Origin of the sequence: Microcystis sp. LE19-8.1F, from assembly GCF_027531715.1 — a bacterium.
Taxonomy (GTDB): Bacteria; Cyanobacteriota; Cyanobacteriia; order Cyanobacteriales; family Microcystaceae; genus Microcystis; species Microcystis wesenbergii_A.
Map to the genome: position 1 here is coordinate 13,945 of NZ_JAPZSO010000025.1, position 23,520 is coordinate 37,464.

Consider the following 23,520-nt stretch of genomic DNA (forward strand, 5'->3'; position numbering starts at 1 on the left):
CGGTTATTAATAGAGTTCTTGCCTAATTAATTTTTGAGAGTTCAAAAATGAGAAAAATAGGCATAAAATTGCATAAAATCCTTAGATAGAGCATTTAATTGATTAATGCTCATTCTTAATTCTCCTGACTACTGACTACTGGCTACTGACTCCTCACCTAAGGTCAGATTTTTGATTTTTACAAGAGGTCTAATTACTGACCCGATTCGATCGCTCCTTCGGCCTCATGGACAATTGCCCTCAATCGATCTAAAGTTTTCTGGTCCACCTGCGTCCATAATCCCCGTTGTTGAGCCTCTAATAATCTTTCGGCCATATCTCGCAATGCCCAGGGGTTTTTCTCCTGAATAAATTGTTGTACCTTGTGGTCAAATAAATAAGCTTCGGCTACCCCCTGATAAATAAAATCCTCCACCAGATGAGTAGTGGCAGAGTAGGCAAAAATATAATCTACGGTCGCGGCCATCTCGAAAGCGCCTTTATAGCCGTGTCGCATCACTCCCGCTATCCATTTGGGGTTAACCACTCGCGAACGATATACCCGGCGAATTTCTTCCTCTAGGCTTCTGATGCGGGGATTTTCCGGACGGGAATGATCACCAAAATAGGTGACGGGATTTTTGCCGGTTAATGCCCGGACACTGGCAGTTAAGCCGCCTTGAAATTGATAGTAGTCATCGGAGTCGAAAATGTCGTGTTCCCGATTGTCCTGATTGTGCAGTACTATCTCTAATTCTTGCAGTCTATTTCTCAATACTTCCGGTAAAGAATGGGCAGTTCCTTGACTATTATATGCATAACAACTCCAGTTAATATAAGCATTAGCTAAGTCTTGATCATTTTGCCAGTTTTGTGACTCGATTAACCCCTGTAAACCGGCCCCGTAAGCACCCGGTTTGCAGCCAAAGATTCTGGCAGTAGCTCTCAGTTTCGCCTCCTTTTCTCCTAAGCCCTGACTTAGCCAAAACTCCCTCTCTGTCTTCACTTTCGCCGCTAAAGGATTAATTTTTTCCTCTTCCTCTTGACAAGCTACCGCATTTATGCAAGAATTAAGAAGATGTAGTATGCTGGGGAAACTGTCCCTAAAAAAGCCCGATACCCGAACAGTCACATCAATACGAGGACGGCCTAAGCTAGACGGGGTAAGGATTTCAAACCCGACCACCCGACGGAAAAAACCATCCCAAAGGGGACGAATTCCCAGTAAAGCCATGGCTTCGGCCACATCTTCGCCACTATTTCTCATCGTCGAAGTTCCCCAGATAGAAATCGCCAAAGTGCGGGGATATTCGCCATTTTCTTGGGTATAACGTTCAATTAGTGCCTCTGCGGCCTTTCTTCCCACTTCCCACGCGGTTTCTGTGGGGATTGCGCGGGTATCGACAGAATAGAAATTTCTGCCGGTGGGGAGAACATCGGGACGGCCGCGGGTAGGAGCGCCGGAAGCACCACTGGGGACGTATTGGCCAGCGAGACCTTTTAAGAGATAGGTAAGTTCATCGGGGGTTTGTTTTAAAGCAGGAATTAACTGATTTTCTAGCCAAACCAATTCTTTTGCCGTATTTTCGCCTAGAGGTTCAATTTTCTGGCTAATTAAATCCTGAGCGAGACTTTCCAGATAGGTAGTAGTATCGTTATATTCCGTCAGGGGGTCGCAGTCGAGATGGAGGTCAAGGGCAAGGGAACGGGTTAAACCGGGGCGGTCGGGACTGGGAGAACGGGCGATCGATTGGATTAAATCAATTAACTGCTGACCCTGGGGACATTGACCGAAGATATGTAAACCGTCGCGGATTTGTGCTTCCTTGAGTTCACAGAGATAACCATCCACGAGGGTGAGAAATTGACTAAAGGAAGTGCTGGTCGCAACGCGCTCGCTACGCGAGATCGTGCCTAGCTCTCGATCGAGATTAGTTTTCGCCACCAGATCGTTAATCCGCTTGCGAATCAGAGCTAAACGAGAAGGATCAAGAGATTCTGCCTGATAATATTCATCGATGAGAGACTCTAACTTTTCCCAATCCCCATACAATTCCGCTCGCGTCATTGGGGGAGTGAGATGGTCGATGATAACAGCTTGGGAACGTCTTTTAGCGCTGGAACCTTCTCCGGGGTCATTGACAATAAACGGATAGAAATTCGGCAGCGACGAGAAAGCGATTTCGGGATAACAATGGGGAGAAAGAGCGAGACTCTTTCCGGGTAGCCATTCTAAATTGCCGTGTTTACCGAGATTAATTACAGCAGTGACTTGGAATTCCTGTCGCAACCAATGGTAAAAAGCGAGATAGCTGTGGGTAGGTTCGAGGTCGGGGGAATGATAATTAAGAGTCGGGTCAAGGTCATAACCGCGAGAAGGTTGAATACCGATAAAGACATTACCTAACTGGATGCCGGGGATAGGAAAATCCTTGTCTGGATGTCCCCAACGGTCAAGCAGAGCGCTTTGATTATCGGGGGGAAGGGAGGAGAAATAATCTAGATATGCTTCTAGGGAGAGAGATTGATAGATAGGTTTTAATTCCCTTGTCTCCAGGTCATTAGTGATACCGGAAATAAGCAATCGCATTAATTCATCGCTATGGTCGGGGAGGTCGGTGAGGGTATAACCTTGGGTTTGTAATGCGCGAAGAATTTCCAGACCACTAGCGGGAGTATCTAAACCGACTCCGTTAGCGATACGACCATCCTTATTGGGATAGTTGGGGAAAATGAGAGCAATTTTTTTCTGGGAGTTGGGAAGGGAGGAGAGTTGACAATAGTTTGCGGTTAAATCAGCGACAAAATCAACCCGGTGGGGGAGGGGTTGATAGATAACTATTTCCGTTTCTAGTTTGGGATGTCGGGTGAGGACAGATTTAAAGGAAATAGCGCGGGTGATAATTTTGCCATCCATTTCTGGTAAAGCGATATTCATGGCCACATCCCGGGGGGAAAGACCTTGATAACCCTGTTGATAAGCTTCTAAACTGCTGCTGCTGAGGATAACTTGGAAGATGGGTTTATTGAGGGACTGCCAGAAGTGATGATTTTGTTTGTCTTCCGGTCGTTGGATAGAGAAGCTAGTGGTGTCGAGAATTAGGTCTGGGGGATGGTGGGAAAAGAGGGTTAATAGTTCCTCTTGCACTTCAATTTCCCGGAGAGAGGAGAGAAAGATGGGGACAGTTTCCATATTTCTTTGGGTGAAAGCGCTGATTAAAGCATCGATAGCTTTGGTATTACCCGCGAGATAATGGGAACGATAGAAAAGTATCCAAGTCCGTGCTTGGGGTTGGGATAGGGTTATCTGGGAATAGATTCCCAACCGAGGGACAACCTGAGGAGGAGAGGGAGGATAGTCGAGATGGAGACAGGTATGCGCGATAAATTTAGCAGCATTAATCCAGTTATCTATCCCTGCTTCCGTGAAATAGCACCATAACTGGTTAACAGTAGTCAGGGAAGCAGTGGAATGACTCATCAACTCTAAATCCGGTTTATCCTCTCCCGGGAGGACAAATAAAGTCGCACCGGTTTCCTCGACAATTTCCTTAACTACTTCCAACCCGTAGGACCAACTCCCCCGTCCCCCCAATAAGCGAAGAATAATCACCCTTGCTTGGGATAGTACCTTGTCCCCATAGTTATCGATACTGTATTGCTGCTGTAACTGGGATAAATTGAGGGCGCGAATTGCGGGAAAATTATCCGGTAGATGGTCGATAGCTGCCGCTAGAGTTTGAATATCGGTATCAGCCATGGTGAGGAGAACAATCGGGGCCGGATTTTGGTCAATAATAATCACCCCTTCGGTATCTGCTGTCCAACCACCCGCTTGGGGAGCAATTCGGTGCATAAGTTTTGAGAGTCAGGTTAAATAATGATTAGGTTTTGAGAATCAGGGTCTCGATCGAGGGATCATTTTTAGGTAGATAGAGATGATTATATCTGTCTGCGGCAATTTATAGCAGTTATCTTAATGGTGAGGTGCGAAGTTTTCGTTTTGGGGAGCCAGTGGTCGGTCGTCAGGAGTTGATATCAAATTAGGTTACATTTCCCACTTATGAGAAACACTGTTAAGAATAGGGATTGGGGAATAGTAGGGGATAGGGACTAAGAAAACTTGACCAAACCCCAGTCCCCAGTCCCCCCATCACCTTACTGATAACTGATAACTGATAACTGATAACTGATAACTGATAACTGATAACTGATAACTGATGACTGATAACTGATAACTGATAAATGATAAATGATAAATGAATGCTTCTCCCGCTTATGTTTGCTGTCAAGTGTTGTCATCTACTCACCTCGAACAAATTCGTTCTTGGTGGGGACAGTTGGCAATACAGGTGACAGGGCCGAGGATTAGTCTAAGTGAAAGAGATATTCCCCCACAGACAGGAGAAATCTATCAACTCTTGCTTTCCACTGACCTACAAGTTTTATTGTTAGCCAGTCCCCAAGTACATAACTTTGAGTACGAAGTCCGCATTAGTTTTGAAGCGAACACGATTAAAAACTTTCTGCAAGGACTGTCCGTCAAGTCTCTCCACCACCCAAAAATTCAGCAGGGTTATCAAATTTTAAATCTGCCTCTATCCATTAATGTCAGCAGTTTTCAAAATAAAATTTTAGTCAAAATTCTCTCGATAATTTCTTCTCCGTCTGCTGATGGGGGTTGTCCCCGCATCTTCTCCGTTTGTCAACCGGTAGAAGCTGCCCTATCCCAACAAATCCAACAGGAAAGATTATTAAACCAAGTCATCACCCAAATGCGTCAGAGTCTGGAGTTACCGGTGATTCTGGAAACCGTAGTCAGGGAAGCGCGGGAGTTTCTGCAAGTGGACCGATTGTTAATTTATCAATTTTTCCCTGGTACTGGTGAGGGAAAGGGAAAAATAACTTCCGAGTCGCGCATTTCTGACCAGATAAATTCGGTGTTAAATTTAACCCCCGAAGACGATTGTTTTTCCTATATTCCCCAATACAAGGAAAAGTATCGTCAAGGATTAATTCTGGCTGTGGATGATGTGGATGTTAACTATTCTTCTTCCTTCTGTTTAGCCGAATTTTTGCGACAGCACCAAGTGCAATCAAAATTAATCGCCCCGATTGTGGTACAAGAAGAATTGTGGGGTTTATTAATTGCCCATCAATGTCAAGAAAAACGCCGATGGTTGCCGCAAGAAAAGAAATTTTTAGGTCAGATTGGTGAACATCTCGCCATCGCTATCTATCAAGCGCAATTATATTCTCAAGTCCAGGAACAAAAAGATATTTTTGAACGCCGGGTAATAGAAAGAACCCAAGAATTACAAGATACTTTAATGGCCGCGGAAGCCGCTAACCTCTGCAAAAGTGAATTTTTAAATAATATGAGTCATGAGTTATTAACTCCCCTAACTTGTATTATCGGTTTGTCCAGTACCCTGCAAAAATGCTCGGCAGCCAGTAATTTTTTACCTCCCGACAAACAAAAACACTATCTACAAGTGATTCAGGATAACGGCAATAAACTATTAGAATTAATTAACGACTTGCTTAATTTCTCGCAAGTTTCGGCAGGGAAAGCCGTTTTAGATATTAAACAATTTTCGCTAAAATATCTCTGTAATCACGTTTTAGAAATTATTAAAACAGAGGCAGAAACTAAAGAAATTCATCTGATTTTAGAGATGAAAATTACCGAAAAAGATCATTATTTTTATGCCGATTATGATCGAGTTCAACAGATACTTTTATACTTGTTAAAAAATGCCCTGAAATTTACCCCCGAACAGGGTGCTATCACGCTGAGACTGTGGAAAGAAGGCAGTCAGGTCATTTTTCAGGTAGAGGACACGGGCATCGGCATTCCTGCTCAAAAAATACCGCTTCTGTTTGAAAAATTTACCCAATTGGATGGCTCCCGCAAACGTCGTTATGGTGGTGTGGGATTAGGATTGGCTTTAACTAAACAATTAGTGGAAATCCATCGCGGCACGATCGAGGTAGAATCTTGCTTAGATAAAGGTTCCATCTTTACCGTCCGTTTACCTCAACAAAAGCCCCCCAAATCCCAACCCCAAACCTCGGATAATAATCCCCATTTTAATCACCACCATCCCACTGTAGTTTTAATTGAAAGTGACGAAGAAATTGCCAATCTTATTTGTGAGTTATTGATGGTGGCACATTATCAAGTTATTTGGTTAATCGATAGTGTCTCCGCTATCAAAAAAATTGAGATCGTGCAGCCAAGTATTATAATTGTCGATCAAAAAATGCCCGATATATATCATCTCTGTCATCTCTTAAAAAAATCCAGCCAAACTCAAGCCAGTAAAGTGCTAATCTTGAATGATACCCCCGAAATCAGCGTTAATTTCCTCGGTCGTCATGGCATTGACGACTATCTCCTCAAACCGATTCAACCCTCCCTCTTGTTGGAAAAAATCCGCTATCTAACCGCTTTATAAGTGGGGTTTGCGGCAAAAAGTTTTTTGTGCGGGTAGGGGTTTTACCCATTTTCATCTTCTTTTTTCTTCAGAAAATAGGGCTTGAAAACTAACTATTAAATAGCTAATTTTCAAGCCCTTAATTGTAGGAATCCTAGGCTAAATTAGGATTCACTTTCGATATAGATGAATAACAAACCCATGACTACGGCTGGCATTAACCAACAGACGATCGGGATTAAAATCCAAGGCAGATAAGAAGCTGCGTAGGCACCAGTCATGTCAAATGCTCCTAGTAAAAAAATAAGGAAATGATAACAGGTAGAAAAAGGGTTAATTATTGATTAAAAACCCCGCGCATGATGCCATCAACGACACCAAGATTTTCTAGGAGGAAATAGGCCACAAAAGCGCCGCCCATACCACCAATAAAGAAACCGGCGGCGAATTGACTCCAACCCTCCGCCGATTTCAGCGGATCACCAGTAGCGGCCTTACCTTGGAAAGAGACAAGACCATAACTAGCTAAACAACCCGTAGCCAAAAGAACCATGGCTAAAGCGGGGATTAAGCCGCCGAGATTAGCATATTCCGAGTCTCTTAAGGGTCCCAGGACAACCCAGGGACCACCGAGGAAATAACCGTGGGCCATACCCACTTCTAGACCGCGCAGAATTGGGGCTAGACCGGGACGATAGGCAGGTAAGTTACCAATAAAAGCTTTGGTAAAACCAGAAGCGGAAATGGGGGTAGCTAGATGACCAATGAACGGATCATCATTGTAGGGTGTCACCACCTGTTTGTATCCAGTTTCAGCCATTGTGTTTGAGTTCTCCTTTTTCCGATCAACAGGAAAATTGATCATAAAACTTTAAGATTACACTTTAGGCCTAAGAATTACTTCAAGCAACCCCATCGATCGAGTTTTCAAGGGTTGACGGCTGAAACTCTCACAATTCGTTACATTTCTCTCAGGAGAAGGGAGTGGGGAGTGGGGGAGAAGGGAGTGGGGAGTGGGGAGTGGGGAGACCACTTCGTGCGCGACGTTCGGCGATGCTCAGTCGAGCCGTTGCGGGGGGAGATGGGGGAGAAAAAAGCTGATCACTGATCACTGATCACTGATTAAGGGATAATCAACACCGGACAGGGGGCAAGGTTAATAACTTTGGTGGTGACGCTTTCGGACACGCCTTCGCTGGTTAATCCTAAACCGCGACAACCCATAACGATCAGGTCGGCATTAACTTCATCGGCCACATCACAGATGACAAAAGAGGGTATTCCCTCCCTTTCAATCATTTCCGCCTTGATGCCAGCTTGGGCGAAAATCGCTTGCGCCGATTGTAACAATCTATCCACCGCTTCGATCGAACTCATCTTATCGTCGGGGGCAATTTCTCCGGTGGGTGTCGTTTCCACCACCGACAACAGGACCAAACGACTGTCAAAGATTTTGACTAATTCGATCACACTACTGGTAGCGTCACGACTTTCGCGGCTGTGGTCGATGGGAAATAAAATCGTCTCAAACATAATTAGCAAGTCTCTCCAATCAAATTTTTCTGGGCAAATCGGTCTTGGAACTGCAAAACTGATCCCCAAATCTGAAATAATCTTTGTCAAAGTAATTGCCGCAAGTAGCGATACCCTGATTTAATCTTTATTGTACGGTAAGCAATCTAGGAGGTTATCGGCTGTGCCAAAAAAAACAGTAGCCAATTTGACTGAAGCTGATTTAGCGGGTAAACGGGTCTTAGTCCGGGTCGATTTTAACGTTCCCATGGACAAAGCCACCGGGGCAATCAGCGATGATACCCGCATTCGGGCGGCACTACCAACCATTGAGGATTTAATCAAAAAAGGGGCTAAGGTTATTTTATGCAGCCACATGGGTCGTCCCGACGGTCAAGTTAAAGAAAATTTGCGTCTGACCCCTGTGGCTAAACGTCTCTCGGAATTACTGGGCCAGGAAGTAATCATGTGTCCCGATTGTATTGGTGAGGGAGTTACGGCAGCGATTAGCCAAATGTCTAACGGTCAAGTGGCCCTTTTAGAAAATCTGCGTTTCCACGGTGAAGAGGAGGCAAATGACCCCGATTTTGCCAAACAATTAGCCGCTAATGCCGATTTATACGTTAATGATGCTTTTGGTACCGCCCACCGCGCCCACGCTTCCACGGAAGGCGTTACCCACTATCTCAGCCCCTCGGTGGCGGGTTATTTGATTGAAAAAGAGTTAAACTACCTACAGGCCGCCATTGAAACTCCCCAACGTCCCCTAGCGGCGATTATCGGCGGTTCTAAGGTTTCTAGTAAAATTGGCGTGATCGAAACTCTATTAGAAAAGTGCGATAAACTGCTCATCGGTGGCGGTATGATCTTTACTTTCTACAAGGCCCGCGGTTTAAGTGTTGGTAAGTCTTTGGTGGAAGAGGACAAACTGGAATTAGCCAAATCCCTGGAAGCGAAAGCTAAAGAAAAAGGAGTGGAATTCCTCCTTCCTACCGATGTGGTGTTAGCGGATCAATTCGATAAAGATGCCGAGTCCCAAATCGTCAAGGTCGAAAATATTCCCGATGGTTGGATGGGATTGGATATTGGACCTGAATCAGTTAAAGTTTTCCAAGAAGCTTTATCTAGCTGTAAATCTGTCCTCTGGAATGGCCCCATGGGGGTGTTCGAGTTCGATAAATTTGCGGCGGGTACAGATGCGATCGCTCACACTTTAGCCGATTTAACCGCTACGGGTACAACTACCATTATCGGTGGTGGTGACTCGGTAGCGGCGGTGGAAAAAGTGGGAGTGGCGGAAAAAATGAGCCATATTTCCACCGGTGGTGGCGCTAGTTTGGAATTACTCGAAGGTAAGGTTTTACCCGGTATTGCCGCTCTCGATGAGGCATAATTATCTCTAATATCTCAGGTTTAAACAAGGTGGGTCCTAGCCCGCCTTTTTTTATGAATTATGAATTATAATACTAAATCTGTTTATTAAAGACTGATTATCTATAGCCCCTATTGCCTATTGCCTATTGCCTATTGCCTATTGCCTATTGCCTATTGCCTATTGCCTATCCTGATATGTAGCCTATACTCAACGGATTTAGTATCATTAGGATACTTCAATCGCAGTAAAATCCACTCGCTGATATAAATCTGTCAGGGATATTTGAAAATCTAGAGAAAACAAAGTTAAAATCGCTTCTTGCTCGTGATAATCCCGAAATGCCCAATGATCGCCTCTTTTATGAAATTGTTCGATATAATAACCATATTGATCGATTAAAATATATTCTTCAAAACTATTAAGAGAGCGATAAAACTTAAACTTATCACCCCGATTATAGTCTTGAGTAGATTTTGATAAAACCTCGATAATCACCTGTGGATTGGTAATCGTATCGGTGCGTCCTCTTTCAAGAATTGGTTCTCCCTTAACGATCATAATATCGGGATAGGTGTACACATTATAGGCGGGTATTGCCAAGCGTAGATCGGTGATAAATATATCATAGGCTTGATTCTGGATAGTTAAGGGAAATTTTCTACAGAAATTCAAGGCAATGCGATTATGGTTAGGAGTTCCCCCAGTCATAATAATAATTTCTCCATCTCGATACTCGTGTCTGTCGGTGGCAGTTTCCTCTAGTTGAAAGTATTCTGCGACTGTGTAGCGTTTCTCAGTGGTTGCGACCATATTGCCCCCTTGAAAGCAAAGCTCTGTTTTTATGATAACCTGTTTTCTGAAAAGGTAAGTAGCTGGTTATAATTAAATTAAAAATGGATTTTGCCTTTAATCCCCCCTTGATAAGGGGGGTGTCTGATAATTGTTAACGCCTACCTACTTACAATTATCGGTTTTAATCAGGTGCTGACTGCTGTATAAATATCGAGAGACCTTGTTAACAAGGTCTCTCGAAAGTTGGCGGGATTATTGTTGCTAATTTCCTAATCCGGTTGGGATAATTTGAGGATAGAGCTAGTGACTTTCATGCTTTCTTGATAAAGCACGTCCTGGCCCCAACGCTGTAACTGTTTACCTAGCAGAGTTTCTGTTTTTTGGTCTTCCAGATGGGACACTTGTTCAACCCGGCAAGATTGGGCCCCTCCCGAAGCTTCCATCCGCATACAGCCGGTAGTTCCCGAACAAATTACAGTGCAACAATCAGCCTGAAGATTAGTAGAAGTGAGTTTAATACTAATCAGATCTCCTTGTACTTCACCCCAATCGGCCACGGGAACACCGGCTAATTCCGCCTCAATTAAACGCTGGTCCTGACCGAGGAAACTAATCCGATGAATAGCGTAATCTCCCGACCGGTGACTATATCCCACCGGTCGCCATTGTAACCGGCTGGCCATCCAACCGAGGAACATAAAAGCTTGACAAGGATTGCCCTTTTCATAATCAATAGTGATGCGATCGACTTCCAGAATAGCATCCCGGCGCTCCGGTGGATCAAAAGCCTCGGCGGTTAGTTCTTGCCAAGGAGCGAGACGACTCCAGTTCAGGTCAGCTAATGGTACATCTGTGGCTAATAAATCCCCCACTTGCAGCAGTTCCGTTTCCGGTTCCCGAAAAGTGCTGGAATCGACGATAATCGTATCACATTGACTGGCCAGACGTTTAAATAGTCCATATTCGCCATCGGGACTGGCTTTCCACCAGAGAAATTTGGGCAAACTGGGAATAGTTAACTCGGAAATAATGCCGCCAATTCGTTCCAAAGCTTCCGCTGTACCGCTTAAAGTAACGTATTCACAGCAAACTAAAGTGTTCTGACTACGTTTGTTAACGGGACAATAGGCAGAAACAGAGGCTTTTACCCCTTCATCGGCCTCGGCGGTGGGACAGAGGGTAATAATGCGACAGGGATTGGAAGCAGCGATCGCATCTGCGACCCCAATCGCATCCAAATCGGCGGCGTATTGACGATGATTAGCCCCATCCTCGGCGTTTTTTTCCGCTTCCCAGGCCGCCCTTAACCGAGCGACAAATTCATCGCTAGAAAGCCCAGTTACTTCTAGTTCTAGGTCCTTCTGGGCGACTTTGATGGCGGCGTGGGTCCGGGGACCGGCAATACCATCAATCGGGCCGGTGTAATAGCCGAGAAGGGTTAACAATTCCTGTACTGCGTCGGGTTCATAGACAATAAAGCTAAAGGTGGTGGCCCGGGTGGCGGCCATACCATCCTGATTATCATTATAGGATTGCCAGATATCGCGCAGTTCCTGCTCGATCACATCGATGGAAACATCTTTCGGTGCTTGCAGGGAGACAATGGGGGGGCTTTGGGTGGTCATGTCAGTTATCAGTTATCAGTTATCAGTTATCAGTTATCAGTTATCAGTTATCAGATGTGAGTTACCAGTTATCAGTTACCAGATGTGAGTTTTTAGTTTACTGATTACTGATTACTGTTCACTGTTTACTGATTACTGGTCACTGTTTTAGAGTCGTCGCCAACGACGGCCATCGCGGTTAAGGAGAAATTCCGCTTCTGTGGGTTCCCAGGTACCCGCTTCGTATTGGGGTACGGAGGCGGGATCTGCGGGGGCATCCCAAGCGGCGAGAGCGGGAGTAACGATGCGCCATGCTTCTTCTACCTCGTCAGAACGGGTAAATAGGGTTTGATCTCCCAGCATAGCGTCTAAAAGTAGCCGATTATAGGCATCAGCGCTGGCAACACCGAAGGAGGAACCATAACTAAAGTCCATTTCTACCGTGCGCGTGCGTAATTCCGACCCCGGCATTTTTGCCTCAAAACGGAGGGCAATGCCTTCGTTAGGCTGAATCCGCATACTCAGTACATTTGCATTAGTTTGTTGAGCCGCCGATTGGAAGATTAATAACGGCACATGGCGGAATTGGATGGCAATCTCGGAAACTTTTTTGGGCAGACGTTTACCGGTGCGCAGATAAAAGGGGACACCCTGCCAACGCCAGTTATCGACGATTAATTTCATGGCCACATAGGTGGGAGTGGTCGATTCCGGATTAACCCCCGGTTCTTCCCGATAGCCCGGAATAGGTTTTCCTTTCATCCAACCGGCTTTATACTGGCCGCGGATGGCGGATTTTTCTAGGTTATTAATATCGGCCAGGTGAGTCGCTTGTAGGACTTTGACTTTTTCGCCGCGGACACTATCAGCGTTAATAGCGTTGGGTGCTTCCATCGCCGTCAAGCAGAATAACTGCATCAGGTGATTTTGCACCATATCGCGCAAAGCTCCCGATTTTTCGTAATATCCGGCCCGCTCCTCCACTCCCACGGTTTCGGCCACGGTAATCTGGACGTGATCGATAAATTGACGATTCCAGAGGGGTTCAAAGATAGCGTTAGCAAATCGGAACACCAATAAGTTTTGGACGGTTTCCTTGCCTAAATAGTGGTCAATGCGATAAACTTGGTTCTCCTGACAAACCTCTTGTACGACTCGATTGAGAACTTGGGCAGAACTGAGGTCTTTGCCAAAGGGTTTTTCGATCACTAACCGGTGTTTAATCGGGTCTTTCAGCATTCCGGCCGCGCCGAGGTTTTTAAGGCCGGGGGGGAAGAAATTAGGAGAGACGGCTAGATAAAAGACTCGATTGCCGCGGGTTCCCCGGATTCCGTCTAGTTCTTCCAGAAAGACTTTCATTTTGGCGTAACTTTCTGGATCGTCCATGTTGCCGGGGAAATAGTACAATCCTTGGGCGAAGTCTTGCCAATATTCCTCACTGCCAATCCCGTCGGAAAATTCTTCGATGCCTTGGCGCATCTGTTGGCGAAAATAATCATGACTCCACTCTCGGCGCGCTGTACCAACGATGGTTAATTCGGCCGGTAGTCGTCTTTCCCGTTTCAGTTGATAGAGGGCAGGAACCAGTTTTCTTTGGGTTAAGTCCCCCGATGCCCCAAAAATGACTAAAATTAAGGGTTCTGGGGTTCTTTCTTGTCGCAATCCCACTCGGAGAGGATTTTCGAGCAGCTTTACCATAGGATTTTGTCTAGCCGAGGTGCATTATTTTCCAGTCTAGCGAAAATACTCGACGGGATACCTAAATTGACGCTCCCATCGCACTCAAGCGCTTCAGGATTCCCTGTTCATCCAGTTACCTTATCTATTAGGCTTTCACTTAATAGACAGTGGGTAGTCTGTAGTCGGGCTTGAATTTCTGTCCGCCCGACAGTATTTGCCCGTGCGAGAATGTTTATAGCGGCGTTTTCGTCTCTATCCAAGACACACCCACAAGAACAAACATGAGTTCTTACAGATAATGTTTTCTTGACGATATTACCACAACTAGAACATTGTTGGCTAGTGTATTGTGGGTTCACCGCTACCACAAACTTCCCGTGTATTTTCCCAAAGTAGTCTAACCAATCGGTGAACATTGACCAACTCGCATCTTGAATAGATTTAGCAAGCTTGGGATTTTTCACCATATTGGACACCTTCAAGTCCTCATAGACTACCAAATCGTTAGATTGGATTAACGCTTTTGCTGTCTTGACGGCAAAATCTTTACGCTGTCTAGAAACTTTTAGATGAAGGCGAGCTACTTTAGATTTCTGTTTTAATCTTTTTTGGCTTCCCTTTTTCTTCTTTGAGAGTTTACGTTGAGCCTTTTTTAGTCTTTTTTCCGACTTACGAAGAAACCGTGGGTTATCAATTTTATCCCCATTAGAGTCGGTTAAGAAATGGTTTAAACCTAAATCAATCCCTACTTCTTTTCCTGTAGAGTCAAAGGGTTCTACTCTCTCAATTTCTAAGACAAATTGACAATAAAAGCCATCGGCTCGTTTAATAAGCCTGATTCTTTTGATAGTGGATTTATCGAGAATCTCACGTTTAAAAGTACCGATTAGCTTTAATTTTCCTATCCCTGTTTTATCCGTGATGTGGATAAACTTTTTGTCTTCTGTTAGTTTCCAACCAGAAGTTTTGTACTCGACAGACCTTGAAAATTTTTTGAATTTAGGATAGCCTTTTTTCGCTAAACCCCTTTGACAATTGTTGTAAAAACGGGATATAGAAAACCAAGCTCTTTCGGCACTTGCTTGACGAGCCATAGAGTTGAGTTTACCGACAAAAGGAAATTCAGAACTGTTGGCTAATTCTGTAGTTAATTTACACAAAGTACCATAGTTAACCTGATCTTCTTTGGTAGAGTCCATCCAAAATCTTAGACACTTATTTCTAATAAACTGTCCCACCCTGATAGCCTCTTGAATAGCTATTTCTTGGGAAGGATTGACTTTTAACTTAAACTCTATGACTCGCATTGATTCGACCTCTCAATGTGTTATGTTATGATTATAGCAATCCACTGTACAAAATATCAAGAGTATAAAGACTAATTATTTTAAAACTCCTAGAGCTACCTTTAATCTCACCGTACATATAGTTCTCGTCACCAAATATCGTAGAAATGTGTTTCAGAAAAAGCATTTAGAATTTTTGAGAATAGTTTTTCAAAACATAGCCGAGAAATGGGAGGCGAAGGTAATAGAGATTAACGGAGAATCAGACCATGTTCACATTCTTTTAACTTACCCCCCTCATAAACTGTTAAGTAGTCTAATCGCTAACTTAAAATCAACTTCTTGCCAGCTGATGTGGGATAACTTTTCAGACCACTTGAAAGAGATATATGGTCAAGATAAGAGAATTTTGTGGACAGGGGCATATTTTGTGGCTAGTTGTGGCGGTGTCACAATAGACCAACTTAAGAAATATGTCGAGAATCAAGACTCCCCTGAATATTAGTTGTGCTTCGCTGTTTTATGCTGGTCGGTTTTTCATCTCGTCAGTGAAACCGAGGGTTCCTTCAAACCGACATTTAAGGTAAAAATTAACAACCACAATCAGTGATCAGTAATCAGTAATCAGTCATCAGTAATCAGTGATCAGTAATCAGTCATCAGTCATCGGTAATTGGATAATATCTTTAGGCCTTTTTGAGATCAAACAGTGCCAGGCCTGGGAGTGAGCGGGGGGAAAATGGGGGGACTTTTTCCCTGAAAATTAGGTAATTGACTTCCTAAAAATGGATAAAACCCCACACCCCACATCCTACCCCTAGGAAAAACTTTTTGCCGCAAACTCTGATGGAGGAGAGGCCGTTATTTTTTGGCGGTTTTAACACAATCGAGGGTACGGACGATCGCAGCAGCCGCATAGTTACGACGGGCGGGATCGTTTGGTACAAAAGCACTACCCTGTTCGTTTAAGGGAGAGGCCACAGCGCAAAATCCCGACATCTGGGTAATTAAACTGGCGGCCCAATGACCGGAAGTATCGGAAAAATTGACGGGGGTTTTAGTTTGGGCTAAATCGGGGGCTTGTTTTTGCCGAGTTTTCAGGTAGGTGGCGGCCTGTTTGAGAATCGCCATCAATTCGGCCCTGGTGATGGGGTCGGTGGGACGGAATTCGCCGTTAGCTTTGCCGGCAACAATACCATTGGCCCGGGCCCATTGGATTTTTTTGGCACTCCAGCGCGTCGCGTCCACATCGTTAAAACTGCCGCTGCCGGGGGGAATCTCTTCTAGGTTAATTTTGGTGACAGTTCCCATCCCTTCAATAATCATCGAGACAAATTGTTCCCTGGTGACGGGATTTTCGGGGCGGAAGGTGTTATCTTCTTTAAAACCAGCCACTACCCCAAGCGCAATCGCTTTTTCGATCTCAGTTTTATAGATATCGCCGCTAATATCCTGAAAACTGGCCCCAGCAGTGGGGGGAGGAGTGGTTTCGCTGACGGAAGGTCTGCCGGCGGCTGCGAGAACTTCCGCTTCTTTGCCGCTAAAGTAGAAGTGGCCTAAACTTTTGCCTTCGAAGGTACGACGGCTAAATCTCCAACCCGGTTCGAGGATAATTTTCATAAATCCTGTTTGCATTCCCCTGGTTCTTCCCACCACTAATTCCGGTCTGCGGGCATCCCGGGGAGTTCCCACTAAGTATAATTCGCCATTGCGTTCCACAATACGCAAGATGTAATCTAGCCCAAAATCCCGGCCATCGAGACGGATAGAATAACCATTACTATCGGTGGCGCGGCGACAAATGCCGGTAAAGTCAAAGTTGAGGAGCAGCGGGTCAATCATGACGGGATTTGAGCCGCTTTCGCTCCAACACTTCTGTTTTCCCTGGATTTGTTCCAATACTAGCAGGTCAAATTTATTACCTCCGTAGGGACGAGCGATCGCTATTACCTGGCTCTGCTCGATGTCCTGTTCGTCAAAGTTGACCGCTGCTGTGGAAGTTATGCCCAAGGTCATTAGGGCGGTTAGGGCGATCGATAATCTGGCTTTCATGATCTTTAATCTATAAGACGATTTTTACGGTAAAAATAGACGTGCTAGTCCCAATATTCTAAGACTGAATACTTCTGGTTGTTGTTCCTGACTGCGCCGGATTGTTGTCTGTCTGCACAAGTTTTCTCTCAATCTTCAATTTCCGAACCTATTGATCCGAGCAATATTCTGATGGAACTGGTGGATTGATCAATATTAATTCGGTTAGCTGTTGAAGCTAGGGAGATTTTGGCGAATTGTTGAAAATTTTAGCCAGCCATTCGAGTCTTAGGCTAAGATGGGGAGAGAGGCTTTTAATTGGCCGCATCCCTTGAATTCCTCACAGGATTTAAGCCCAATAATCGCCTAAAAAATTGCAATTAATCGATTGAGGGCTATCAGTGCTGCGGTGAATTATCATAGTTCATTAGCTCTAGTGAGCCATTGCCCTTTCTTTGGTGTGTGTGAGGTAAACAATTATGAGTAACTCCCCTGGCGATCCTTCTCCTCGTCCTAATCTTTTTCTGAGTCTCGGTCGATTTGTCCGCCGGCCTTCTACTTTAATTGTCGGGGGAATTACTCTCCTAGGAATTACCTCCCTTGGCTATTTTACGACTCGTTATTTAGTTTATGAACGTCTCACCCCAATTTTAGATAATATCTTCAGTGAAATGCTACACAGACCCGTCAGGGTAGGTAAGATAGAGGGTTTTTATTTTAATCGCATTCGTATCGGTAAATCGGAAATTCCAGCTACGGCCAATTCTGCCGATAGTTTATCTATTGATGCGATCGAATTGGGATTAAATCCGCTGCCCTTACTTTTAGGCCTGCCGCTGCCGATTGATGTCAAGTTAATTAATCCCAGTATTTATCTCGATCAGGATAAAAATGGTCAATGGCTCGATAATTTAGAAAAAATAGCTAGTAACTTAGATCGGGAGGCACCCATTAAGTTAAATCTGGGTTTTCAGGTGGAGAAGGCAGCTATTACTATCCAACCCTATGCCCTGAAAAAACCCATAGAAATTAAGGCCGATGGTCAAGGAAGATTTATTGATCATCAAAAGCAACCTCTCACCTACGATCTCAGCGCAGAAATCCTCAAAAGTCAAGTAAAAATTAAAGGAGAAACAGCGTTAAAAACGGGTGAAAGCCTAACTAATCTTCAGATTGATCGTTTAAACTTAAGTGAACTATTAACTTTAATTCCTGGGAGCAATTTTCAATTAAATCAAGGACAAGTAAATGCTAATATTGCTCTCAATATTCCCAGTTGGGCAAAGCTAAATCAAAGTCAAGGTAATGGCAATTTTCAGGTGACGGAAGTAGCGGGAAAATTCCAACCTTTTCAGTATCCAATTAAGTTGACAACTAAGTTAAATTTACAGGGAGATAAAGTATTAGTTGAACAGGCGATCGCAAGTATTGGCAAGATTAAAACTGAGGTGAAAGGAGAAGTAAATTGGCAAACTGGTTATCATCTCAATGTCGCTCTAGAATCGGTGGATTTACAACAGCTTTTAAGAATTATTTATCTGCAATCACCTCTAGATTTACGGGGAGAAGCACGCTCTACTTTTCAAGTGACGGGAAAACTAGATCAACCTCTAATTAAAGGAACCGTTAGCAACAGCAAACCGATTATTTTTGAGCAAATTCCTATTCAATCAATAACCAGTAATTTTCAAACAAATCTCAATAGTCTTAATTTAGATAAAATTCAAATTAAACCCGTCGCAGGTGGAGAAATTAAAGGGGAAGGAAAATTGCAGTTAAATATTCTGCAATCCCTGCAAAAAAATCAACCTCTTGACGGGACAAAAATGCCGATTAATTTAAATTTACAAGCGCATTTTCCCACAAAAAAAATTATATCTCAATTCGCAACAATTCCCGCTAAAATTAATATAAACGATCTGCAAGCTAATATTAAAGCTAGAGGTAGTTTAGGACTGCCTCAATTATTAATTAATTGGCAAATACCTGGGGTTAATCGGTCAGGATTAATTAATGTTGCCGGGGAGGGCAAAGTATTTTTAGGAGGCAACAAAATAAATTTAACCGATACGGTCATTAAAACAAATGGCGGCAGACTACAGGTTAATGGGAATGGTGATTTTACTAGCAAATTAGTCCAGGCAAAAATCACGGGTAATAACTTTTTATTGACTCCTTTTGTGCCTATCGTTTGTCAATATGTAGATAGTATTTGCCCCTACCTAAAAACCTTAGAACCCTTAAATTTAGAGACAGCGAATATTCAGGTTAGTGGCAAAATTGACCAACTTAATGTTAATACTTTAAACGCAGTTGCTAACTTAGGAATTAGCAGTAAACAAGGCACAATTTTAGTCAATAGTCAAGTATTGCAGGGAAATCTTCAGGCTAAAGCTGTCCTAGCGGGATTGCCGATTAATTCCCTATTGCCTAACTTACCAACTCAGGTTAAATTACTGCGATCGCAGATTAATTTACAAGGTTATTTAGGGGAATTACTGAATAATAAAAATAATATTTTCAGCAGTTGGCAAGGTCAAGGAAATCTGGAGTTATTAGTAGATAATAATCCTTTAATTGCCACAGCAAAACTGAATCGAGGTTTGATGACAGGTACAGTTAATACCAGTGGGATTAGTCTCAATAATTTTACAGAAAATTTAACGATTCCCGTCAGTTTAGGCAGGGCAAAAATTAACTTTGCTGGCAGGATAAATTCTCTGATTAGCGGTACTTTAACGGATTTACAAACTTGGCGCGGAGAGGGAGATATACAGTTATTTGTCAATAATCAATCCCTAAGAACGACAACCCAACTGGAACAAGGTATTTTAAGCGGTATAGTTAATACAGATGGCATTAACTTAAATCCGTTTTTACCCAATATAAATATTCCTGTTAGTCTAGGAAAAACCCAAGTCAATTTCACTGGTGCAATCAAGGAATTGTTAGCGGGAAAAATCCCTAATTTTTCCACCGTCAATGCTAGGGTAGATACTCGCTTATTAGTAGATAATAATCCGATTAATACTGCTATTCAATTAAACAACGGGATTTTTAATATTCTCGGTAGCTTAGAGAATTTTCAGACTAATATTCCCATACCTTTGAATATTTCCCAAACCAGGTTTCAAGCAACAGGAAATGCCCAAACTATTTTCGACTCCCTGCTAGAAAAACAACTTAACTTAAGCAGTATCAAAGCAGTTTTTAACTCTCGTATTAATGTAGCCAAAGGAGAAATTAAAGCTAAGGCACAACTGAATAATAACTTCTGGCAAAGTGATATTATTGCCGCTAATCTCGATCCCACTGCCGTACTAGGGCAATTGCCAGGAATAAAATCAATCTCGATTCCTAACTTAGATTTTAGAGCTAATTTAGCGGGAAACATTGAAGAAATTTGGCAGGGAGTAACACCAATTCAGGTTAATAATCTCTCGGCACAGTGGGGAGAAAATAGCTTTGATGTGCGAGGAAATATTCTTTTAGCTAATCTTATCAGTCAACCCGATATCGCTGAGGTTAACTTAAATCTACAGGCAAAAACCGACCTTGCTGCTGTACCGCTAACTCAGATTATATCGCTTTTACCGATTGATTCTAACCTAAAACCCAGAGAATCGACACTGACAGGGATCGGAAAATTTCAAGGACAAATCACAGGAAAAAATCTCTTAACTGCTTGGCAAAAAGTGGGAAATATACAAATCAAAGGAGATATAAATTTAGCTAACTTTAGCATTAATGATCGACCCTTTGAACCTATCTTAAAAGGAAGTATGCAAGCAGGAATCGGTCAAAATATTAGTTTAAATCTGCGGGGAAATCAGGACATTATTGACCTAACTTTCGATCCTTGTCAACAAAATAATTGTCTGCTGCCCTATCTTCCCTTAGGGATAAATATTCGCCAAGCTTTTGGAAATAAAACTCCTTTTCTAGCAACAGCTAAACGAAGCGGAGAAAATTTAAATGTTCAGATTGCCGATTTTCCCCTAGAAATCCTGAAAATATCTCCCACGGCAGCCTACAATATTCCGGGGATTATTGCTGGACAAGTGAATGCTAATCTAGACATCAATTTATTTAACTTACAGGGACAGGGACAACTAGAGATTAATCGACCTAGTTTAGGTAACTTAATCGGGGAAAAATTAACGGCAAATTTGGTTTATCGGGATTCTATAGTTCAACTGCAAGAAGGTAGTTTACAAGCGGGTGCAAGTCAATATAATCTGCAAGGTTTATTTAATTGGCAAACCCAAGCAATAGAAGCTAAACTGAGGGTAGATCAAGGTTATATTCAAGATTTATTATCAGTTGCTAGTATCTATGATTTAACCAGTTTAATCACCCTTTTCTCCTCAGAGAATAACCCAGCTATTCAACTTAGTCCCCTAGGAGTAGGTAATCCCGAAGCTTCCCTAGCACAACAGGTAAATTTGCGGGCAAAAATTGAAGAAATAATCCAGCAATTAGCAGGGGAAAGAGGGGTAGTCGGCATACCTTCCGAACTAGATTTTCGCGGCCGTTATCAAGCAAATATAGCCTTAACTGGTACTTTAAAAAATCCCGATCTTAGCGTACAATTTCAGGGCAATAGATGGGAATGGCGACCCCAAAGACCGACAGTAAATATTGTTAACCCTCTGGGAATTGTCACCACCGATACCCAATTAATTCCGATTGATGAAGTAACAATTAATCTTAACTTAAATCGTCAGTTGCTCAGGATAGAACCGATTAGATTAAAATCACGAGATTCTTCCGTATTTTTAGCGGGTGATTTTTCCTTAAACAAAGTAGAGGGAACTTTTGCCGTGGAAAATATTTCTCTCGATCTCTTGAGAAATTTCGTCCAGTTTCCCTTGGATGTATCCGGTAGTCTAAAAACTCAAGGACAAATTGCAGGAACCTTATTAAATCCTCGTATTCAGGGTAACTTTGCCTTTATTGATGGTGCAATTAATGCCCAAAATATTAATCAAGATATAATTGGTTTATTTACCTATAATCAGTATCGTTTTGATTTGCGGACAACCTCCTCCGAATCAATCCAAATCTATGCCAGCATTCCCTATCCTCCCTTACCGGGTAATGATCAATTAAAAATCCAAGCAAAATTAGGAACCGATGCAATCAAATTAATTGAAGCTATCAGTCAAAACGCCATCGAATGGGTTAACGGTGAGGGAGAGGTAGTTCTTTCAGCGACGGGAAGATTAGATGTAAAAGAGGGCTTAAAAATCAAAGATTTAGAAGCAAATGGTATAGTTACTCTCGATAATGCCGCTATCCGCAGTGTTGCTTTTCCAGAGATTTTAACCGTAAATGGCCGCATTGGGTTAACCCCTGAAAACTTAACAGTAGAGGAATTACAAGGCTCGATCGCTGATAGACAAATTTCTGTGGTGGGAGTTTTACCTTTCTTTCAAGCCATCAAAAATAATCCTAATCCCTTAACAGTTAATATTCAAGAGGGAGATATAGCAATTAATGGTCTTTATCGGGGATTAATTGCTGGGAATGCCATGGTAACGGGAACAATTCAGCAACCAATTATCGGGGGGAATGTGCGTCTTTCGAGGGGTAAAGTTTTTCTTCCTCGCACCCCAGAAATTAATCAAGAAACGGATAAACCAGTGAGTCGCTGGCTGCAGCCTCTCAACATTCCTCAGACGACAAATATTACTCCAGTTTTAAATAATTTCCAAGTGTCTTTAGCGGGATTATCCATCGAACAAGAACCTTTGTATCAATTTGATTTTAGTGGTGCTTTAACCTTGAACGGTTCGCTCACTCCACTGGAGAAATTACAAACCAATGGAGTGATTAATCTCGATCGAGGACGGGTTAGTTACATCGATACTCGTTTTCTTCTTAACCGACGCAATCAAAATGTTATTGTTTTCGATTCTAGTCGCGGGTTGGGACTTTTAAATCCCTTTGTTGATATTCAACTGCGAACAATTCTCAGCGAATTTTCTCAATCTCGCGATTTTGCTATCTCCCGTCCGGGGGGGGATTTTCCTAGTAATGAAATTCCCGATGATAGCCTCAATCGCATTCAACGGATCGATGTCACCCTCAGCGTTGAAGGTGAATTAAACCGCTTGCTACCAAATTTAGGTGGTAATATCAATGAAGTGTGCCAAATTCGTCCTGATAGTCCACCTTTTCCCCTAGAGGAAAACTATACAAATGCAGAATTACAAAAAGCTGCTAATTGTCTACAAGCAGTGGCTTTTGCTAGTGGTGAAGATGAGGGATTGCTTAACACTCCCCTAGTTAAATTAACCAGCACTCCCCCCCGCAGCCAAGGGGAAATAGTTCGACTTTTGGGGGAACAATTGCTGTCAGTTTTTAATGGTTTACAGGGGAAAAATACGGAACAATTGATTCAGTTTGGAGTGGTTCAGTTGGCAATTCCCCTCTTAGCCCAAGGAGTCGTGTATGATGTGGAGAATGCGGTTAGTAATGTGATCGGGGCAACGGATTTTAATATTCTTCCCAATTTGGAAACCGTCTATCGAGTTAATTCCCAGTCTTTTATCCGCTTTTCCTACGATTACAATTTGAATGAGTTTACCGTCCGCTATCAAACTCAATTTTAAAGCAAGATGGCTGGATAAAGCGGCAAAATCGGGTTATACTTAATTACCAGGAGAAATCCTCTAGCTAGATCTAGCAGTTATCTTAATGGTGAGGTATGAGATTTTTGTTTTGGGGGGATGGGAGACAGGAAACGATGCCCTATCAGGTTACACTTCATCTTGATCAGAAACGCTGTAGGAAATAAGAAATAGTCTTTTATTACT

The 23,520-nt window shown here is 43.0% G+C and carries 13 protein-coding genes; 4 read left to right on the top strand and 9 right to left on the bottom strand.

What is annotated here, in order from left to right; genetic code table 11:
* Positions 1–193: 193 nt before the first annotated feature.
* Positions 194–3,835: a cobaltochelatase subunit CobN gene (gene cobN / locus O9334_RS03085; protein ID WP_287999269.1), complete on the bottom strand. Its 3,642-nt coding sequence runs from the start codon at positions 3,833–3,835 to the stop codon at positions 194–196.
* 403 nt (positions 3,836–4,238) lie between these two features.
* Here cobN and O9334_RS03090 point away from each other — a divergent pair, with 403 nt between their 5' ends.
* Positions 4,239–6,440: a hybrid sensor histidine kinase/response regulator gene (locus tag O9334_RS03090; protein WP_287999272.1), complete on the top strand. Its 2,202-nt coding sequence runs from the start codon at positions 4,239–4,241 to the stop codon at positions 6,438–6,440.
* 143 nt (positions 6,441–6,583) lie between these two features.
* Here O9334_RS03090 and O9334_RS03095 read toward each other — a convergent pair whose 3' ends face one another.
* From O9334_RS03095 to O9334_RS03105, 3 genes are all read right to left on the bottom strand, one after another.
* A complete protein-coding gene (locus tag O9334_RS03095) occupies positions 6,584–6,700 on the bottom strand; it encodes a photosystem I reaction center subunit VIII (protein WP_002737043.1) in 117 nt (38 codons plus the stop codon).
* A gap of 56 nt (positions 6,701–6,756) precedes the next feature.
* Positions 6,757–7,239 (bottom strand): photosystem I reaction center protein subunit XI, encoded by a 483-nt coding sequence (locus O9334_RS03100; protein WP_045361306.1) that lies wholly within the window; start codon positions 7,237–7,239, stop codon positions 6,757–6,759.
* A gap of 302 nt (positions 7,240–7,541) precedes the next feature.
* Positions 7,542–7,952: a universal stress protein gene (locus O9334_RS03105; RefSeq protein WP_045361308.1), complete on the bottom strand. Its 411-nt coding sequence runs from the start codon at positions 7,950–7,952 to the stop codon at positions 7,542–7,544.
* 163 nt (positions 7,953–8,115) lie between these two features.
* On the opposite strand from O9334_RS03105, the gene O9334_RS03110 reads away from it, so the two are divergent.
* Positions 8,116–9,324 (top strand): phosphoglycerate kinase, encoded by a 1,209-nt coding sequence (locus tag O9334_RS03110; RefSeq protein ID WP_045361309.1) that lies wholly within the window; start codon positions 8,116–8,118, stop codon positions 9,322–9,324.
* 207 nt (positions 9,325–9,531) lie between these two features.
* On the opposite strand, the gene O9334_RS03115 is transcribed toward O9334_RS03110, so the two are convergent.
* The 4 genes from O9334_RS03115 to O9334_RS03130 form a co-directional block, all read right to left on the bottom strand.
* Entirely contained in the window at positions 9,532–10,116 is a 585-nt protein-coding gene (locus O9334_RS03115; protein WP_287999277.1) for a Uma2 family endonuclease, read from the bottom strand.
* Between the two features lie 251 nt (positions 10,117–10,367).
* Complete coding sequence (opcA, locus tag O9334_RS03120) at positions 10,368–11,723, bottom strand: glucose-6-phosphate dehydrogenase assembly protein OpcA (protein ID WP_045361312.1); 1,356 nt, start codon at positions 11,721–11,723, stop codon at positions 10,368–10,370.
* A gap of 147 nt (positions 11,724–11,870) precedes the next feature.
* Positions 11,871–13,400, bottom strand: coding sequence for a glucose-6-phosphate dehydrogenase (zwf, locus tag O9334_RS03125; RefSeq protein ID WP_190381143.1), 1,530 nt, complete (start codon positions 13,398–13,400; stop codon positions 11,871–11,873).
* A 107-nt stretch (positions 13,401–13,507) separates the two neighbouring features.
* A complete protein-coding gene (locus O9334_RS03130) occupies positions 13,508–14,689 on the bottom strand; it encodes an RNA-guided endonuclease InsQ/TnpB family protein (RefSeq protein WP_045361315.1) in 1,182 nt (393 codons plus the stop codon).
* 64 nt (positions 14,690–14,753) lie between these two features.
* On the opposite strand from O9334_RS03130, the gene tnpA reads away from it, so the two are divergent.
* Entirely contained in the window at positions 14,754–15,173 is a 420-nt protein-coding gene (gene tnpA / locus O9334_RS22770) for an IS200/IS605 family transposase (protein WP_045361317.1), read from the top strand.
* 356 nt (positions 15,174–15,529) lie between these two features.
* On the opposite strand, the gene O9334_RS03135 is transcribed toward tnpA, so the two are convergent.
* A complete protein-coding gene (locus O9334_RS03135) occupies positions 15,530–16,720 on the bottom strand; it encodes a DUF3747 domain-containing protein (RefSeq protein ID WP_045361319.1) in 1,191 nt (396 codons plus the stop codon).
* Between the two features lie 458 nt (positions 16,721–17,178).
* On the opposite strand from O9334_RS03135, the gene O9334_RS03140 reads away from it, so the two are divergent.
* Positions 17,179–23,316, top strand: coding sequence for a translocation/assembly module TamB domain-containing protein (locus tag O9334_RS03140; RefSeq protein WP_287999283.1), 6,138 nt, complete (start codon positions 17,179–17,181; stop codon positions 23,314–23,316).
* Positions 23,317–23,520: the final 204 nt, after the last annotated feature.

Excerpts from the sequence above, each read along its gene's own strand:
- cobN (WP_287999269.1), bottom strand. The coding sequence starts at position 3,835 with ATGCACCGAATTGCTCCCCAAGCGGGTGGTTGGACAGCAGATACCGAA.
- O9334_RS03115 (WP_287999277.1), bottom strand. The coding sequence starts at position 10,116 with ATGGTCGCAACCACTGAGAAACGCTACACAGTCGCAGAATACTTTCAA.
- O9334_RS03130 (WP_045361315.1), bottom strand. The coding sequence starts at position 14,689 with ATGCGAGTCATAGAGTTTAAGTTAAAAGTCAATCCTTCCCAAGAAATA.
- O9334_RS03100 (WP_045361306.1), bottom strand. The coding sequence starts at position 7,239 with ATGGCTGAAACTGGATACAAACAGGTGGTGACACCCTACAATGATGAT.
- opcA (WP_045361312.1), bottom strand. The coding sequence starts at position 11,723 with ATGACCACCCAAAGCCCCCCCATTGTCTCCCTGCAAGCACCGAAAGAT.
- zwf (WP_190381143.1), bottom strand. The coding sequence starts at position 13,400 with ATGGTAAAGCTGCTCGAAAATCCTCTCCGAGTGGGATTGCGACAAGAA.
- O9334_RS03140 (WP_287999283.1), top strand. The coding sequence starts at position 17,179 with ATGAGTAACTCCCCTGGCGATCCTTCTCCTCGTCCTAATCTTTTTCTG.
- O9334_RS03095 (WP_002737043.1), bottom strand. The coding sequence starts at position 6,700 with ATGACTGGTGCCTACGCAGCTTCTTATCTGCCTTGGATTTTAATCCCG.
- O9334_RS03135 (WP_045361319.1), bottom strand. The coding sequence starts at position 16,720 with ATGAAAGCCAGATTATCGATCGCCCTAACCGCCCTAATGACCTTGGGC.
- O9334_RS03090 (WP_287999272.1), top strand. The coding sequence starts at position 4,239 with ATGAATGCTTCTCCCGCTTATGTTTGCTGTCAAGTGTTGTCATCTACT.
- O9334_RS03105 (WP_045361308.1), bottom strand. The coding sequence starts at position 7,952 with ATGTTTGAGACGATTTTATTTCCCATCGACCACAGCCGCGAAAGTCGT.